Source organism: Caulobacter sp. 10L414 (assembly GCF_056395525.1).
Map to the genome: position 1 here is coordinate 14,041 of NZ_JBFTJR010000007.1, position 16,313 is coordinate 30,353.

Here is a 16,313-nt window from a genome sequence, read left to right on the forward strand (position 1 = left end):
GACCCTGGAGGCCACGCATGTCACGTGCGGGCCGCGCAGGCGCCCCCGCCGTCCACAGACATAAAAGCCGAAGAGCCAGAGCCCATGCCCGTCTCGCCGATCAAGATGGCCGACGCCATCCGCGTCCTTTCGATGGAGGCCGTGCACAAGGCCAAGTCGGGTCACCAGGGCATGCCGATGGGCATGGCCGACGTGGCCACCGTGCTGTTCAGCAAGTTCCTGAAGTTCGACGCCTCCAAGCCAGACTGGGCCGACCGCGACCGCTTCGTGCTGTCGGCCGGCCACGGCTCGATGCTGCTTTATTCGCTGCTTCACCTGACCGGCTACAAGGCCGTGACGATGAAGGAGATCGAGAACTTCCGTCAGTGGGGTTCGCTGACCCCCGGCCACCCCGAAGTGCACCACACCCCGGGCGTGGAGACCACCACCGGTCCGCTGGGCCAGGGCCTGGCCACCTCGGTCGGCATGGCGATGGCCGAGGCTCACCTCGCCGCCGTCTACGGCAAGGACCTCGTCGACCACCGCACCTGGGTGATCGCCGGCGACGGCTGCCTGATGGAAGGCGTCAGCCACGAGGCCATCAGCCTGGCCGGCCGCCTGAAGCTGTCGAAGCTGACCGTGCTGTTCGACGACAACAACACCACCATCGACGGCGTGGCCACGATCGCCGAGACGGGTGATCAGGTCGCCCGCTTCAAGGCCGCCGGCTGGGCCGTGAAGGTCGTCGACGGCCACGACCACGGCAAGATCGCCGCCGCCCTGCGCTGGGCGACCAAGCAGGACCGCCCGACCATGATCGCGTGCAAGACGCTGATCTCGAAGGGCGCGGGTCCGAAAGAAGGCGACCCCCACAGCCACGGCTACACCCTGTTCGACAGCGAGATCGTCGCCGCCCGCGCCGCCATGGGCTGGGACGCCGCGCCGTTCACCGTGCCGGACGACATCGCCAAGGCCTGGAAGAGCGTCGGCCGCCGCGGCGCCCGCGTCCGCAAGGGCTGGGAAGCCGCCGTCGCCGCCTCGGACAAGGGCGCTGAGTTCACCCGCGCGGTGGTCAAGGGCCAGCTGCCGGCCGGCGCCTTCGACAAGCTCGAGGCCCACATCGCCGCCGCCGTCGAGAACAAGCCCGTCAACGCCACCCGCGTGCACTCGGGCTCGGCGCTGGACCAGCTGATCCCGGTCATCCCGGAAATGATCGGCGGCTCGGCCGACCTGACCGGCTCGAACAACACCCTGGTCAAGGGCATGGGCGCCTATGACACGCCCGACTACGCCGGCCGCTACGTCCACTACGGCGTGCGCGAGTTCGGCATGGCCGCGGCCATGAACGGCATGGCGCTGCACGGCGGCGTCATCCCGTACTCGGGCACCTTCCTGGCCTTCGCCGACTACAGCCGCGCGGCCATCCGCCTGGGCGCCCTGATGCAGGCCAAGGTCATCCACGTGATGACCCACGACTCCATCGGCCTGGGCGAGGACGGCCCGACCCACCAGCCGGTCGAGCACGTGGCGTCCTTGCGCGCCATCCCCAACCTGCTGGTCTTCCGTCCGGCCGACGCCGTCGAGGCCGCCGAGGCCTGGCAGGTGGCCCTGCAGCAGAACACCACGCCGTCGGTGATGTGCCTGTCGCGCCAGAAGACCCCGCACGTCCGCACCGCCGCCGGCGAGAACCAGGTGGCCAAGGGCGCCTACGAGCTGCTGGCCGCCGAAGGCGGTGAAGCGGCCGTGACGATCTTCGCCACCGGCACCGAGGTCGGCCTGGCCGTCGCCGCCCGCGAAGTGCTGCAGTCGAAGGGCAAGCCGACCCGCGTGGTCTCGGTTCCGTGCTGGGAGCTGTTCGACCAGCAGCCGGCCGCCTACCGCAAGGCGACGATCGGTTCGGCCCCGGTGCGCGTGGCCGTAGAGGCCGGCATCCGCCAGGGCTGGGAGCGCTTCATCGGCGAAGACGGCAAGTTCGTCGGCATGACGGGCTTCGGCGCGTCGGCCCCGTTCGAGCGTCTTTATAAAGAGTTCGGCATCACCGCTGAGGCGGTGGTTGATGCTGTTGAACGATAAAGCGTGGGTTGCTACACGCCGCACCCATAACCCACGAGGGTGAACGGTTCGCCGTTCACCCTTTTGGGTTGGCGGGTTCGCCGGGAGCCTGTATCGAATAAGCGCGCCCCTGGGCGCTGGGGAAGAGTAGCCAATCTATGAAGCGAGCAGTTGTTACCGGCGTTACCGGTCAGGATGGCGCTTATCTTTGCCGCCGCTTGATCCAGGATGGATTTGAAGTCATTGGCACCTACCGTCGTGGGAGCTCGGTGAACTTTTGGCGACTCGATGATCTCGGTCTGCTTCAGCACCCTAAACTCTCGCTGGCGGAGTATGATCTTCTTGATATCGGCGCCGCCTATCGCCTGATCGAGCGGTCCGAGCCGACGCACGTCTTCAACCTGGCGGCCCAGAGCTTCGTGGGCGTGTCGTTCGACCAGCCGGTGGCCACGGCCCAGATGACCGGCGTGGGTCCGCTGAACCTGCTCGAGGCCATCCGGGGCGTCGACAAGACCATCCGCTTCTACCAGGCCTCGAGCTCGGAGATGTTCGGCCTGGTCCAGGCGGTGCCGCAGGACGAGAGCACGCCGTTCTATCCGCGCAGCCCGTACGCCGCCGCCAAGCTGTTCGCCCACTGGCTGACCGTGAACTACCGTGAATCCTACGGCATGTTCGCCACCAGCGGCATCCTGTTCAATCACGAGTCCCCCCTGCGCGGGCAGGAGTTCGTGACCCGCAAGATCACCAACACCGTCGCCCGCATCTCGCAGGGCAAGGAAAGCGTGCTGCGTCTGGGCAACCTCGACGCTCAGCGCGACTGGGGCTACGCCGACGAGTTCGTCGACGGCATGTGCCGCATCCTCGACCACCACACCCCGGACACCTTCGTCCTGTCGACCAACAAGACGACGACCGTGCGTCGCTTCGTCGAGATCGCCTTCGAGGCCGTCGGCGTGACCATCGGCTGGACCGGCGCCGGCGTCGACGAAAAGGGTGTGGACGACAAGACCGGCAAGGTGCTGGTCGAGATCGACGAACGCTTCTTCCGCCCGGCGGAAGTGGACCTGCTGCTGGGCTCGTACCAGAAGGCCCACGACGAACTCGGCTGGCGTCCGGAAACCACTGTGGAACAGCTCTGCAAGATGATGGTGACCGCCGACCTGCAGAGGAACGAGCGTGGCTTCTCGTTCTGATCCGGGCTCGGTTCTCGTCGTCGGCGGAGAGAGTTTCACCGGCCGCGTGCTGGTGGGGCGTCTCCGCGCCCTAGGCGTCGAAACCTTTGTCTCCTCGCGTAGCGGGGAGGACGGCGCCATCGCCGCGGATCTGCTCGATCCCGCGTCGCTGGCCCGGGCCGTCGAGATCGCGCGTCCGGACGTGGTCGTGAACCTGGCGGGCTACAGCTTCGCCGGCGGGCGCGATTACCCCGCCGTCTACGCCGCGAACGTCGTGGGGGTGGCCAACCTCCTGCAGGCGCTGGAGGATCGTCCGCCCCGGCTGACGATCATTCCCAGCAGCGCCTCGATCTACGCCCCGGCCCAGGACGGCGCCGTGGTGGGCGAAGACCACCCCGTCGCTCCGGGCAACCACTACGCCGCCAGCAAGGCGGGCGTCGAGCATATGTGCCGCGTGGCGGGCCGGACGCTGCCGATCCAGGTGGTCCGGCCGTTCAACTACACCGGTCCGGGCCAGGACGAGCGTTTCCTGACGCCGAAGATCGTGGGCGCCTTCGCGCGCGGCGCGACCAGCATCACGCTGGGCGAACTGGACCTCTACCGCGACATCTCGTCGGTCGACGACACGTGCGAGGCCTATGTCCGCCTGATCATGAAGGCCGAGCCTACCGAGCCGCTCAACATCTGCTCGGGACGGCGCGTGCACCTGGCCAGCCTGGTCGAGATCCTCAAGAAGATCTCCGGGCGCGACATGGCCGTGGTCCGCGACCAAGCCTTAATTCGGTCGGGAGAGCCCAAGAGTATCACTGGTGATCGCCGACGGCTCGAGGCCTCGATCGGGGGCTGGGATCTTCAAACGATAGAATCCCTTCTGGAAAGAATGTACCGCTCAGCCGTGAGCAACGCCGCCCTTACGTAAACAGCTTTTCACGCCTTCGGTCGCAGGGCGCGATAAAACACTGAATGCTCCTGGAGCCTTATGTCTACAGACAATTCGAGCAGATCTATCCAAGATCTCCGCGCCGGGCTGACGTCGGTCCATATCTGGATGGTTTTCGCCTGGGATGACCTTGTCAGCCGGTATCGCCGTACGACGATCGGTCCCTTCTGGATCACCATCAGCCACGCCGCGACGATCTGCGGCCTGGCCTTCATGTTCGCCAAGATCTTCAAGCGGCCTCTGGACGAGTTCTTCGTCTATCTCGCCGCCGGCATGACCTGCTGGAACCTGATCGCCAACTCGCTGGGCGAGGGGCCGGTCGCGTTCATGCGGGCCCAGGGTCTGCTGCTGTCCTACGACCTGCCGGCGTCGAGCCATGTGTTCCGCGCGGTCGCAGGCCAGTTCCTGACCTTCCTGCACAACATGATCGTCTACGTCGCGGCGCTGATCCTGGTGAAGAACGTCGCCAACGCCAACACGCTGTACCTCATTCCGGGCCTGGTGATCGTGCTGACGGCGGCCCTGGGCTGGACCTTCACGCTGGGCGTGCTGGGCACGCGGTTCCGCGACGTCTCGCCGGCCGTGACGGCCTTCGTGGGCGTGCTGTTCATGCTGACCCCGATCTTCTGGGAAAAGTCGGCCCTGGGCTCGGCCGTGTGGTTCTTCAACCTGAACCCCTTCTACCACCTGGTCGAAGTCATCCGCGCTCCCATGCTCGGCCAGATCCCGACCATGACCACCTGGGTGGGCTCGATCGCCTCGGCGCTGGCCTCCATCGTGATCGGCTGCGTGTCGTTCGTCGTCAGCCGCAAAAACCTCAGCTATTGGATCTGACCGTGGCCCTGCTGGAACTCAACTCCGTCCACGTGCGCTACCCGGTCTTCTCGGCGGGCAGCCAGCAATCGCTGTTCACGGCCGTGGCGCGTCGCGCCACCTTCGGCGTCCTCACCCGCGGCGGCGCGGCGACCTATGTCCACGCCCTGCGCGGCGTCAGCCTGAGCCTGCGCGACGGCGACCGCCTGGGCATCATCGGCCGCAACGGCTCGGGCAAGTCGACGCTGCTGAAGACGCTGGCCGGCATCAACTGGCCGCAGGAAGGTCGCCGCGTCGTTCAAGGCCGGATCTCGTCGATCATCGCGCTGGGCGCCGGCCTCGACGGCGAAAAGACCGGCGTGCAGAACATCAACTTCCTGTGCCGGCTGTTCGACATCCCGGCCCGCGACGTTCCGGCCCTGCGCGAGCGGGTGATCGAGTTCGCGGAGCTGGGCGAGTACATCAACCTGCCGACCCGGACCTACTCGTCGGGCATGCTGCTGCGCCTCAGCTACGGCCTGGCGCTGGCCCTGCCGGGGGAAATCCTGATCGTCGACGAAGTGATCGGCGCGGGCGACGCGGTCTTCCAGCGGAAGGCCGTGGAGCATACGCGGGCCGCCTTCTCGACGGCCAAGGTGTTCGCCATGGCCACCCACTCGGGCGAGGCGCTGGCCGAATACTGCAACCAGGCGATCTGGATGGATCGCGGGCGGATCGTCGACTACGGCGAGCCGCGCGAGGTCTGGGCGCGCTACGCCGATCTGGCGCCGCGCTTCCCTGAGGGTATATCCGCCGCTCGATAGTCGGCTGTCCGCGACTCAATGGTGAGTTTCAATGTCCGAGATTAAAGCAGTCCTGTTCGACATGGACGGCGTGCTCATCGATGCCAAGGATTGGCATTACGAGGCGCTCAATTCGGCTCTTCGCCATTTCGGCATGGAGATCAGCCGCGACGAACATCTGAGCATCTACGACGGTCTTCCCACCCGGAAGAAGCTGGAGATCCTCACGCGTGCGCGCCGGTTGCCCCAGAAGCTGCATGGCTTCCTGAACGACCTGAAGCAGCAGTACACGGTCGCCCTGACGACCGAGCGCTGCCGGCCGATGTTCCATCACCAGATGGCGCTCTCGCAACTCAAGCGCGACGGCTACAAGCTGGCGGTCTGTTCCAACTCCATCCGCCGCACGGTGGAGTTGATGATGGAACTGTCGAAGCTGTCGGAGTATCTCGACTTCACCCTCTCGAACGAGGATGTGCCCAAGCCCAAGCCGGCGCCGGACATCTACGAGGCGGCCATCAAGCGGCTCGGGCTCGAGCCGCATGAGTGCCTGATCGTCGAGGACAACGACCACGGCATCGCCGCCGCGCGGGCCTCCGGCGCCCACGTGCTGGTCGTCGGCACCGTGTACGACGTCAATTACGAGCGTATCGCCAAGGCGATCAGGGAGGCCGAGTCGGCTCGATGAAAATCCTCGTTCCCCTGGCCGCGCCCAACGACGCGTTCTTCGACCCGGCCAACTTCCACTTCCCCAAGCCGCTGGTCGAGGTCGCCGGCCGGCCGATGATCGAGCGCGTGGTCGAGAACCTGCGCGGTCTGAGCCCCGACGCCCGCTTCGTCTTCGTCCTGCGGGCCGAGGACTGCCGTGCGTTCAACCTCGACCAGGTCGCGCTGCTGGCCACCGACGGCAACGCCGACATCGTCATCCTGGACCGCCCGACCGACGGCGCGGCCTGTTCGGCGCTGATGGCGGTCGACTATATCGACGAAGGCCCGCTGGTGATCGCCAACGGCGACCAGATCCTCGACTTCGACCTGCGCGGCGCCGTCCGCACCTTCGAGGCCCGAGGCGACGACGCCGGCGTCCTGACGTTCGATTCCGTGCACCCGCGCTGGTCCTACGTCCGCACCGAAGGCTCGCGCGTCATCGAGGCGGCCGAGAAGCGTCCGATCAGCCGCAACGCGGTCGCCGGCTTCTACTATTTCCGCGATGGCGGCGACTTCGTGCGCTACGCCATGCGCTCGATCGAGGCCGGCCGCTCGGTGAACGGCGCCTTCTACGTCGCGCCGACGCTCAACGAGGCGATCCTCGACGGGGCCCAGGTCGGCGCGATCACGATGGAAGACGACCGCTACGTCAGCTTCTACTCTCCGCAACGCATCGAACACTACGAGGCCCGGATGGCGATGAACCGCACTGAGCGCAGCGCGCAAGGCCCGCTGGTCGTGATCCCGATGGCGGGGCAGGGCAGCCGCTTCGCCCAGGCCGGCTACACCAAGCCCAAGCCGTTCATCGACGTCCTGGGCCGTCCGATGATCGAGCAGGTCATGGAGAACCTGTCGACGCCGCACGCCGACTACCTGCTGCTGGCGCGCGGCGAGCACCTGGAGGCCGAGCCCTCGACCGTGCAGCTGCTGGAAGCCCGCGGCGACACCCAGTTCGCCGTCGTCGACCGCCTGACCGAAGGCGCCGCCTGCACGGTGCTGCTGGCGCGCGAGCAGATCGACCTTGATCGTCCGATCCTGATCGCCAACTGCGACCAGATCATCGACTTCGACTGCGCCGCCTTCATCGACGACTGCAAGACGCGCGGCCTCGACGGCTCGATCCTCTGCTTCCGCGACGCCGACCGTGATCCGAAGTGGTCGTTCGCCAAGGTCGACGACAACGGCCTGGTGACCGAGGTCAAGGAGAAGGTCGCGATCTCCGACCTGGCGACCGTGGGCCTCTACTACTTCGCGCGCGGGCGCGACTTCGTGAAGGCGGCGGTCGACATGATCGCCCGCAACGACCGGGTGAACAACGAGTTCTACGTCTGCCCGGTCTACAACTACGCGATCCGCAACGGCGCCCGCATCGGCGTCTACGAGGTGCCGGCCGCGGCCATGCACGGGATCGGCACGCCGGCCGATCTCGACGCCTACCTGGCGCTGAAGACCTCGTGAAGATCATCGTCCCGCTGGCCGGGCCCGACGTGGTCCATCCGCGCCATGGCGTGCGGGCGCTCTACGACGTGGGCGGCCAGCCCCTGGTGGCGGCCGCGCTCGAGGGGCGTCCGTGGTTCCGCTCCGGCGAGACCACGGCGCAGGACGTCATCTTCATCCTGCGCGAGGGCGAGGGACGGGACGAACTGGCCGGGTTCCTGAACGGCCGCTATGCGGGCGCGCGGCAGGTGACCCTGTCGCAGCTGACGGCCGGGGCGATGTACAGCGTCCTGGCCGGCGCGGCGCTGGCCGATCCGCACCAGCCGCTGTGCGTGGATCTGGTCGACATCCTCTATCAGTGGGACGACTGGGCCGCGGCTCGGCCGCTGATCGCCGAGGGCGGCCTGGTGCCGGTCTTCGACTCCGAGGATCCCGCCTACAGCTATCTGCGCCGCGAGAACGGCCAGGTGGTCGAGGCCGCCGAGAAGCGCGTGATCTCGCGCGAGGCCTCGGCCGGCACCTATTTCTTCGAGAATTCCGGTCTGTTCCTGCGGGCCGCGGCCCACTCGATGGCCCATGCCGATCGCCTGGCCTTCAAGGGCGCGCTGTTCGTCTGCCCGATGATGAACGGGGTGATCGCCGAGGGGCGTCGCGTGCACGCCGCCGCCGTCTCCCAGGTCCAGCCTGTCGGCAAACTTTTCCACTGAACGAGCGAGGCTGTCTTGTTGCTGTTGGCGCACCGCGGTTGGTGGCGGTCTCCCGAAGAGAAGAATAGCGAACTCGCCATCCGGCGGGCCTTCGACGCCGGCTATGGCGTCGAGACCGACCTGCGAGATCACGAGGGCCGGGTGGTGGTCAGCCACGACCCGCCGACCGGGCAGGACCATATCGGGCTGGACGACCTGCTGGCCTGGTACGCCGCCGCCGGCCAGCCCGGACGCCTGGCGCTGAACATCAAGGCCGACGGCCTGCAGAAGCCGCTGGCCGAGGCCCTGGCCCGCCATGGCGTCGACCGCTACTTCGTGTTCGACATGTCGGTGGCCGACGCCGTCGGCTACATGCGCCACGACCTCGACTGCTATTCGCGCGTTTCCGAATACGAGCCGGCGCCGAGCTTCGAAGCCCAGGCGGTCGGCATCTGGATGGACGCGTTCGTGTCGGACTGGATCGCGCCGTCCGACATCGAGGGCTGGCTGGCCAAGGGCAAGGAGGTCGCGCTGGTCTCCCCCGAACTGCACAAGCGCCCCGAAGACGACGTCTGGGCGCAATGGCGCGAGACGGCGTCGCTGGCCAGCGATCGTCTGATGTTGTGCACCGACTTCCCCGACAAGGCGGCGCGGGTTTTTGGGCTGAGTGGAGACTGAACTTGAACGGGGCTCAAAAAGATAAGGCTTCGCCGCGCGCCGTCGTGTGCGTGCCTTGGGTGGGGACGTTCGCCGGGGGGGCTGCGCGCGCGCTGCTCGACACCGCGCGGCTGCTGAGCGCCTGCGGGTGGGACGTCACGATCTTCACCACCAAGTCGGAGAGTCCCTTCAAGGACTGGGCCAAGCATCAGGACCTGCCTGACGTCGACAGCCTGGACGGGCTGCCCGTGCGCCGCTTCGCGGTGAACGCCGAGGGCATGGACGAGTACCACGCCATCAATCACCGGCTCTATTCGGGCGGCGTGCTTTCGGAAGCCGACAAGGAAGCCTTCTTCCGCCTGGGCCTGGCCAGCGACGCGCTGTACGCCGCCGTCAAGGCGCTCGACGAAGACGTGCTGGTGATCTGCGGTCCGTACTACCAGGCCCTGGCCCATGGCGTGGTGGCCGCGGCGCCGGGACGGGCCGTCGTCATGTCGGCGTTCCACGACGAAGCGCCGTTCTACTGGGAGCCGGTCAAGCGCCTGATCACCGGCGCGCGCGCGATGATGTTCCTCACCGAAGAGGAAAAGGATCTCACCCTGAGCGCCCACGGCGACGCCATGAGCCGTCGCGACGTCGAGGCGCCGGTGACCAGCCTGCCGGTCGGCACGCCCGACCAGCCGCCGGCCTACGAAGGCCGTCAGCGGCAGCTGCTCTACGTGGGCCGGCTGGATCGCGGCAAGGGTTTGCCGGTGCTCCTGGATTGGCATAGGCTTCTAAATCACAGGTTGCTTTCCTCTGGGCAGGAGCCTTTCCGCTTGACGATCACGGGCGACGGAGAGCGTTCGCTTCTCGAAGGCTACGATGTCGATTATCGCGGGTTCGTCAGCGAGGCCGAGAAGGCCGCCATCCTGCGTCAGTCGTCCGCCCTGGTGAACCTCAGCGGCAACGAAAGCTTCTCGTACGTGGTGATGGAAGCCTGGGCCCAGGGCTGCCCGGTGATCGTCAACGGCGCCTGCGAGGTGCTGAAGGGCCACATCGAGCGCTCCAACGGCGGCGCCGCGGTCTGGTCCTACGACGATTTCGAGCGCGCCTGCCTGGAGCTCTCCGAGCCGTCGGTCCGCACCCGCAAGGGCCGGAAGGGGTTTGAGTACGTCGAAAGCACCTGCGGCGAGGACGCCTTCCTCGACAATCTGATCACTCTGCTGGGCTGACATGCGGATTCTCATCGACGGCCAGACCCTGGCCACGCCTGAAGTCGGCCGCGGCATCGGTCGGGTGTTCATCGAACTGGTGTCGGCGCTGGCGCGCTACGACATCAGTCACGAATGGGTGCTGGCCATGCCGGCCGGAGCCGATCTCGACGTCTTCGCCGACGACGTCCTGCGCGTCCTGAAGCTGGAGACCATCCAGCTGCCGCCCGCCGGCGACTGGGGCGAGCGCACCCGTCTCTACGGCGAGCGCGTGAGCGACCTGGCCCGCCGGGTCGGCGCTGATTGGTACTGGAACCCCAACCCCCTGATGATGAACGTGGCGCTCCCGGCGGAGCTGCCCGGCCTCAAGGTGGCGCTGACGGTCCACGACCTGATCCCGGCCCTGCTGCCGCACATCTATCTCGACAACTGGGCGGCCGCGGACCGCGAAGAGTACCTGCGCCGCGTCGAAAGCCTGAAGACCTGGCCCGACTACCTGCCCTGCGTGTCGGCGGGCGCCGTCGCCCAGGTGCGGGACTATTGCGGCGAGCCGCGCGGCCGCCTCGACGCGGCCTCCAACGCCGTCGACTTCCGCCGGTTCTGGCCGATCGCCGGCCGGATCACGCGCAAGGACCGTCCGGGACACATCCTGACCGTTTCGGGCGACGACCCGCGCAAGGGCCTGCCGCAGGTGGTCGAGGGCTTCTGCCTGGCCGCGGCGGCCGGCGATCTGGGCGACCTGACGTTCAAGGTGGTCTGCGGCGTCAGCGAGCAGACGCGGGCCCGGCTGACGGCCATCGCCGCCGAGCACGGCCTGTCGGACCGGGTCGAGATCCTGGGCTTCGTCACCGACGCCCAGGTCGCGCACCTGACCCGCACCGCCTACGGCGTGGTGTTCGACTCGCTGCTGGAAGGCTTCGGCCTGCCGCTGCTCGAGGCCCTGGCCTGCGGCGCGCCCGTCGCGGCCGCCGACATCCCGACCTCGCGCGAGGTGTGCGGCGACTACGCCGTGTACTTCAAGCCGAACGACGCCAAGGGCGTGGCCCAGGCGCTGAAGACCATGGTGGCCGAGACCGAGGCCGGTCGTTTCGACCACCAGGGCGCGGTGCGCCACGCCCGCGGTTTCGAGTGGATGAACTCCGCGGCGCTCTATTCGCGCGGCTTCCACCCGCAGCCGCCGGCGATCGAGGCCAACAAGGCCCGCAAGATCGCCCTTCTGACCCCGTGGCCGCCCCAGGCGAGCAGCGTGGCCAACGACGCCTATCACCTGGCCATGGAACTGCGCGAGCGCTGCGTGCTGACGGTGGTCCACACCGACGACGTGCTCGACCCGACGCCCCTGGAAGGCGTCGAGATCATCCCGATGGCCAAGTTCCTGCGCCGCAAGAAGTCGTTCGACGGCGCGGTCGTGCAGATCGGCAACAACACGCCGTTCCACAAGCAGTTCTATCAGTACGCGATCGAGCACCCGTCGACGATCATCATCCACGACCCGAACATCCACCCGTTCGTGCTGGACGCCTTCGGCCGTTCGAGCAAGCCGGGCGAGCGGGCCGTCTACCTGGAGGCCCTTGGCAAGTACGTGACGCCCGAGGTGCTGAGCCACGCCGACAGCACCGACTTCACGGGCGTCGACGTCTTCGAGCATCCGCTCAACGCCCTGGTGGCCGAGCGCTCGCACCGCGTGGTGCTGCACAGCCGTGCGGCGGCCGAGGCGCTGCGGGGCGTGGTTCCCAACGTGCCGATCGACACCTACGCCCTGGCGACCCGCCGTCCGGTCTATCGCTCCGACGAGCTCGACGCCGACATCGTCGGGCTGCTGGCCAAGCTGGAGGGCCGGTTCGTCATCGGCGCCTTCGGCCACATCAACCGCCTCAAGCGCCTGCCCAGCGTCCTGAACGCCCTGGCCCGCGTGCGCGAGATGGGCTTCGACGCCGTCCTGCTGGTGGTGGGCGAGGTCAACGATCCCAGCATAGACCGCAAGGCGATGATCGAGGAGCAGGGGCTGGCCGACCACATCATCGCGACGGGGTCGTGTTCGGACATGACGTTCGACGCCTGCCTCGAGCGCTGCGACGTCGTGCTGAACCTGCGCTATCCGACCCTGGGTGAATCCTCCGGGAGCCTTCACCGGGCGTTCGCGTTCGGCAAGGCCTGCCTCGTCAGCGATGTTGGCCAGTTCGCCGAACACGCCGACGATCTGACCTGGAAGGCCGACGTGGGCGAGCACGAGGCCGAGGAGCTCGTCCAGATGCTGACCCACCTGTTCAAGAACCCGGGCGCCCGCGAGCAGCTGAGCCGCAACGGCCTGGCCTACGCCCGCAACTTCTGCAGCTTCCCCCAGTACGCCGAGCGTCTGTTCACCGCCGTGATGGAGAACGTGAAGTGAGCATTCCTTCCGAGCAGCATCACCGCGACGTCGATCTTTCGGCCCTCATGGCGCAGCTGAAGCGGGCCGCTCGCGTTCCGGCGGGGCGCCGGTTCAACGAAGCCCAGGTCGCCGACCAGGCGCCCCCGCCGCCCCCGGCGGCGGCTCCGGCGCCGGTGCACGTGGCCGCGCCGGTGGATCCCGAGCTCTACTACTTCATGGCCAACCGGCGCTTCCGCGTGCAGGACTTCCTGGGCGTCGAGCAGCACAAGTTCGTCGCGGCGATCTATGCCGGTCTGCTGCGGCGCGAGCCCGATCCGGGCGGCGCGGCCTATTACAGCAGCGGGGCGCTCGCCAGCCGCTACCACCGTCTGGGCGTCATCATCGCGGTGCGCTTCTCCGACGAGGGTCGCGCCCGCAACGTCCAGATCGAGAACCTGCTGTTCTGGCGACTGGTGCTGAAGTTCATGCGCCCCGTCGAGTATCGGCGCGCGCTCATCCGGATGCTCAAGTAGCCATGTCCGTCACTGTCGTAATCTGCGGACTCGTGCGCCGGCCGGATCTCTTTCGGCCGATCCTGAAGTCCCTGGGCGAGTACCGCCGGCAGGGGCTGGTCAACGACATCTACTATTCGACCTGGATCGGCGAGATCGACCTCTATGAAGGTCTGCGCCGGGACCTGGCCGATATCGGCGCGATCCTCATCGAGGCGCCGCAGCCGACCGGCTATGCCGGGCCCGGCCACGTCTACCTGCAGACCGCCACCTTCCGGCGGGCGCTGGAGCGGCTGCACCCCGACCAGGTGGTGCTGCGCATCCGCCCCGACATCGTGTTTCCGCACCGGGTCAATCTCGACGGCCTGCTGGCCTATCTGGCCGAGGCCGTCCCGGCGCCGGCCGATCCGCTGGGCGGCCTGAGCGGCCGGATCTTCACGGGCGCCTTCAACTCGATCCATCCGTTCTGGCTGGAAGACCGCTACATGGGCGGCAAGGTCTCCGACCTGCTGATGCTGGCGACGACCTCGATCGACTACGATCACTTCGCCCACCGCGGCGCGGCGATCGCCGAGGTGCGCTGGTACGCCCGCCCGTTCGTCGACCGCTACCGTTCGGCGCGCGACATGCTGCGCGTCAACTGGGCGGCCAGGCAGGGTCAGGGTCCGGGCTCGCGGGGCGAGATCTTCGGCCAGGTCTTCGAGCGCAACGCCGACCTGCAGCGGATGCTGGCGACCTATCACTACATCCTCGGCCGCTCCTGCCTGATCGGGGTGCCGCCGGACGTGCTGAAGCCGGACGACTACGCCAATTCGCCCGAGCCGCGGCCGGCCGACGACAAGGTCCTGCCGTGGATCATCGACAACCACCGGCATCGGCCGGCCTATGCCGAGCGTCTGGCCGAGCTGGAGCGCGATCCCAGCCACCTGCAGGACGGCCTGGTCGATCAGGAGCAGCTCGAACGCGACCTGCTGACGGTGGGCAGCGTGTTGTGGCCCGAGCCCCGGGTGACGCACGCCGCGCCGACCGAACGGCCCGCGCCGCCGACCGAACGCGCCTATCTCGAGGGTCTGGACTTCGGCATCGCCTCGCACGCGTCCACGGCGATGGCCCGCGGCGGCGTCTGGGTCAGCGTCGGCTGGCGCAACCGCAACGCCCTGATGGCCAGCAAGGAAGCCTTCCCGCGCGTGGCCTTCACCTGGTTGCGCAAGGGCTCCTCGGAACTCTCCAGCGACTGGATGGACATCGGCGCCGTCGACCGGCCGGCCGGCGAGGTCGATCTTCTGGTGCCGGTCCCGGCCAAGCCGGGGTCCTACGAGCTGCGGGCCCGCATTGTGATCGAGACCGTCGGTTGGGCCGCGCAGGAGGTCGCGATCCCGATCAACGTCGTGCGCTGAGGAGGGCGCCGTCATGAGCAGCACCCCGCTGACCGAGGCGCACGTCCGTGAAGGATATCGATGGCTTCTCGGGCGGGAGGCCGAAAGCGACCAGGCCGTGCAGTCCCACCTTTCGGCGGGGCTCAGCCTGGAGGGCTTCCGGCAGCGGCTGCTCGACGGTCCCGAATTCCTGTTCATGGCCGAGCGGGCGGGGCTGTTCGACCGCGTCGAGGGCTATCGCCACGGCGTGGAAGACGCTTTGCCCGAGGACCATGCGAGGCGGGTCTTCCTGCGGCTGCCCCAGGTCGGTTCGGATCAGGTGATGCGGCTGTTTTCCGACGGGACCGCGCAGGAGGTGCGCTGCCCTGAGGAGCACAACGGCCTGCTGTTCCGGTCGGCCGTCGACCTGGCGGCCTACGGGGCGTTCGCGGGCTTCTTCGATCGTTCAAGCCTGCGCCTGATCCCGGGCCGGCGCCAGGTGCTGCTGATGCTGGCCGAGCCCAAGGCGCGGCTGGTGCGGGTCTATCGCCACCTGCGCGCCTATGACGAGGCGCTGGTCGAGCGGATGGACTTCGAGCTGTGCCGGCTGGCCAAGCGCCTGGACCTGGCCGATTTCCTGGCCGAGGGGGCGCAGGTCGCGCCCACCGTGCTCGACAACGGCTATGCGCGCGCCCTGGGCGGTCCGTTGCCCAAGGGCCGCTGGGAAGCCGCCCGCGGCGAGGTCGCGCCGCTGGATCCGGCGACCGCGGTCGAGGCCGCCGGCGCCCTGGTCGACGAGGCCGTCGTGGGGATTTTCGAGGACCTGCCCGGCGCGCGGCGCGTTTTCGCCCAGGCCCTGGCCTGCGACGTCGGCGATCCCTTGCGGGAGCGCCACGACGACGTGGTCTATCAGGGCCGATACGACTGGGAGCCGTTCGAGGGCGTCGATCCGCGCGCGGACGATCTCCTGGAGCGACTGACCCAGCACGACGCCGCGATCTACGCCCGCGCCTCGTCGCGTTTTGACGATCTTTCCCGAAGGTGACGCCATGCAAGCTTTCCGCGCTTCCCTGATCATCGCCGCCACGCTGGGCCTGGCCGCGTGCGACCTGTCCGGCGGCTCCAGCGCCCGGTCCAACGCGCCGCTGGTCGCCGATCAGCTGCCGGCCATCGCCGACTGGGCCAAGCCGTACCTGGGCCAGAAGATGCTGGCCAAGTTCCCCGCCAAGGCCGACTGCGAGGGCTATGTCGACATCGTCACCGCCCGCTACGGGGACGGAAAGTCCGGCGTGGCCGTCGAGGGCTGGGGCTGGGACGCGACCGGCAAGCGCGGGACGCTCAAGGTGTTGCTGGTCGACGACAAGGGCGTGATCACCGGCGCCGCCGACGGCGGCCGTCCGCGCCCCGACGTGCCCAAGGCCATGCCCGCGGTGACGTCCGAGGCCGTCGGCTGGCGCGGCTATGCGACCACGGTTTCCGGCGAGGTCACGGCCTACGGCCTGGTCGACCAGGCCGACGCCGCCTGCTCGCTGGGGCGGATCCAGATCTAGGATCGCCGGCCCCGCCGCGCGCCCTTCGTCGGCTACCCGGCTTAGGGTGTTGAGCAAGCGTGCGTGATCACATAGTGTCGGCCACTATCTGAGGTGGGGTTGGTCAAGGGGAGGCGTTGTTTTCCCTCTA

15 protein-coding genes are annotated in these 16,313 nt (G+C 68.0%); all 15 read left to right on the forward strand.

Annotated features, from left to right (window positions below; genetic code table 11):
* The first annotated feature begins 84 nt into the window (after nt 1-84).
* The 15 genes from tkt to AC1DCG_RS04070 all read left to right on the forward strand — a co-directional run bounded on the left by tkt (nt 85) and on the right by AC1DCG_RS04070 (nt 16,183).
* Nucleotides 85-2,052 carry a transketolase gene (gene tkt, locus AC1DCG_RS04000; RefSeq protein ID WP_477030250.1) on the forward strand — a complete coding sequence of 656 codons (1,968 nt, stop codon included), beginning with the start codon at nt 85-87 and terminating at the stop codon, nt 2,050-2,052.
* Between the two features lie 137 nt (nt 2,053-2,189).
* The gene (gmd, locus tag AC1DCG_RS04005; RefSeq protein ID WP_477030251.1) at nt 2,190-3,224 is read left to right on the forward strand and encodes a GDP-mannose 4,6-dehydratase; all 1,035 of its coding nucleotides are present in this window, start codon (nt 2,190-2,192) and stop codon (nt 3,222-3,224) included.
* Nucleotides 3,208-4,122 carry an NAD-dependent epimerase/dehydratase family protein gene (locus AC1DCG_RS04010; protein ID WP_477036927.1) on the forward strand — a complete coding sequence of 305 codons (915 nt, stop codon included), beginning with the start codon at nt 3,208-3,210 and terminating at the stop codon, nt 4,120-4,122. The genes gmd and AC1DCG_RS04010 overlap by 17 nt, the downstream gene beginning before the upstream one ends.
* Nucleotides 4,123-4,251: 129 nt before the next feature.
* A complete protein-coding gene (locus tag AC1DCG_RS04015) occupies nt 4,252-4,977 on the forward strand; it encodes an ABC transporter permease (RefSeq protein ID WP_165258803.1) in 726 nt (241 codons plus the stop codon).
* Nucleotides 4,978-4,979: 2 nt separating this feature from the next.
* Entirely contained in the window at nt 4,980-5,759 is a 780-nt protein-coding gene (locus tag AC1DCG_RS04020) for an ATP-binding cassette domain-containing protein (protein ID WP_165258805.1), read from the forward strand.
* A gap of 31 nt (nt 5,760-5,790) precedes the next feature.
* A complete protein-coding gene (locus tag AC1DCG_RS04025; protein ID WP_477030253.1) occupies nt 5,791-6,423 on the forward strand; it encodes an HAD family hydrolase in 633 nt (210 codons plus the stop codon).
* Complete coding sequence (locus AC1DCG_RS04030; RefSeq protein ID WP_165258809.1) at nt 6,420-7,901, forward strand: glycosyltransferase family 2 protein; 1,482 nt, start codon at nt 6,420-6,422, stop codon at nt 7,899-7,901. Before AC1DCG_RS04025 ends, AC1DCG_RS04030 begins: the two co-directional genes overlap by 4 nt.
* Nucleotides 7,898-8,587: a glycosyltransferase family protein gene (locus AC1DCG_RS04035; protein WP_477030254.1), complete on the forward strand. Its 690-nt coding sequence runs from the start codon at nt 7,898-7,900 to the stop codon at nt 8,585-8,587. The genes AC1DCG_RS04030 and AC1DCG_RS04035 overlap by 4 nt, the downstream gene beginning before the upstream one ends.
* Nucleotides 8,588-8,602: 15 nt before the next feature.
* Nucleotides 8,603-9,244, forward strand: coding sequence for a PI-PLC domain-containing protein (locus AC1DCG_RS04040; RefSeq protein WP_477030255.1), 642 nt, complete (start codon nt 8,603-8,605; stop codon nt 9,242-9,244).
* Between the two features lie 59 nt (nt 9,245-9,303).
* Complete coding sequence (locus tag AC1DCG_RS04045; protein ID WP_477030256.1) at nt 9,304-10,437, forward strand: glycosyltransferase family 4 protein; 1,134 nt, start codon at nt 9,304-9,306, stop codon at nt 10,435-10,437.
* 1 nt (nt 10,438) lies between these two features.
* A complete protein-coding gene (locus AC1DCG_RS04050; protein ID WP_477030257.1) occupies nt 10,439-12,805 on the forward strand; it encodes a glycosyltransferase in 2,367 nt (788 codons plus the stop codon).
* Nucleotides 12,802-13,299, forward strand: a complete 498-nt coding sequence (locus AC1DCG_RS04055) for a DUF4214 domain-containing protein (RefSeq protein ID WP_165258817.1) — start codon at nt 12,802-12,804, stop codon at nt 13,297-13,299. Before AC1DCG_RS04050 ends, AC1DCG_RS04055 begins: the two co-directional genes overlap by 4 nt.
* 2 nt (nt 13,300-13,301) lie before the next feature.
* On the forward strand, nt 13,302-14,675 hold the full coding sequence (locus tag AC1DCG_RS04060) for a hypothetical protein (RefSeq protein ID WP_477030258.1): 1,374 nt from the start codon (nt 13,302-13,304) through the stop codon (nt 14,673-14,675).
* A 13-nt stretch (nt 14,676-14,688) separates the two neighbouring features.
* Complete coding sequence (locus AC1DCG_RS04065) at nt 14,689-15,678, forward strand: hypothetical protein (RefSeq protein WP_477030259.1); 990 nt, start codon at nt 14,689-14,691, stop codon at nt 15,676-15,678.
* Between the two features lie 4 nt (nt 15,679-15,682).
* The gene (locus AC1DCG_RS04070) at nt 15,683-16,183 is read left to right on the forward strand and encodes a hypothetical protein (protein WP_477030260.1); all 501 of its coding nucleotides are present in this window, start codon (nt 15,683-15,685) and stop codon (nt 16,181-16,183) included.
* The last annotated feature ends 130 nt before the right edge of the window (nt 16,184-16,313 follow it).

Excerpts from the sequence above, each read along its gene's own strand:
- tkt (WP_477030250.1), top strand. The coding sequence starts at position 85 with ATGCCCGTCTCGCCGATCAAGATGGCCGACGCCATCCGCGTCCTTTCG.
- gmd (WP_477030251.1), top strand. The coding sequence starts at position 2,190 with ATGAAGCGAGCAGTTGTTACCGGCGTTACCGGTCAGGATGGCGCTTAT.
- AC1DCG_RS04015 (WP_165258803.1), top strand. The coding sequence starts at position 4,252 with ATGGTTTTCGCCTGGGATGACCTTGTCAGCCGGTATCGCCGTACGACG.
- AC1DCG_RS04025 (WP_477030253.1), top strand. The coding sequence starts at position 5,791 with ATGTCCGAGATTAAAGCAGTCCTGTTCGACATGGACGGCGTGCTCATC.
- AC1DCG_RS04030 (WP_165258809.1), top strand. The coding sequence starts at position 6,420 with ATGAAAATCCTCGTTCCCCTGGCCGCGCCCAACGACGCGTTCTTCGAC.
- AC1DCG_RS04050 (WP_477030257.1), top strand. The coding sequence starts at position 10,439 with ATGCGGATTCTCATCGACGGCCAGACCCTGGCCACGCCTGAAGTCGGC.
- AC1DCG_RS04060 (WP_477030258.1), top strand. The coding sequence starts at position 13,302 with ATGTCCGTCACTGTCGTAATCTGCGGACTCGTGCGCCGGCCGGATCTC.
- AC1DCG_RS04065 (WP_477030259.1), top strand. The coding sequence starts at position 14,689 with ATGAGCAGCACCCCGCTGACCGAGGCGCACGTCCGTGAAGGATATCGA.
- AC1DCG_RS04070 (WP_477030260.1), top strand. The coding sequence starts at position 15,683 with ATGCAAGCTTTCCGCGCTTCCCTGATCATCGCCGCCACGCTGGGCCTG.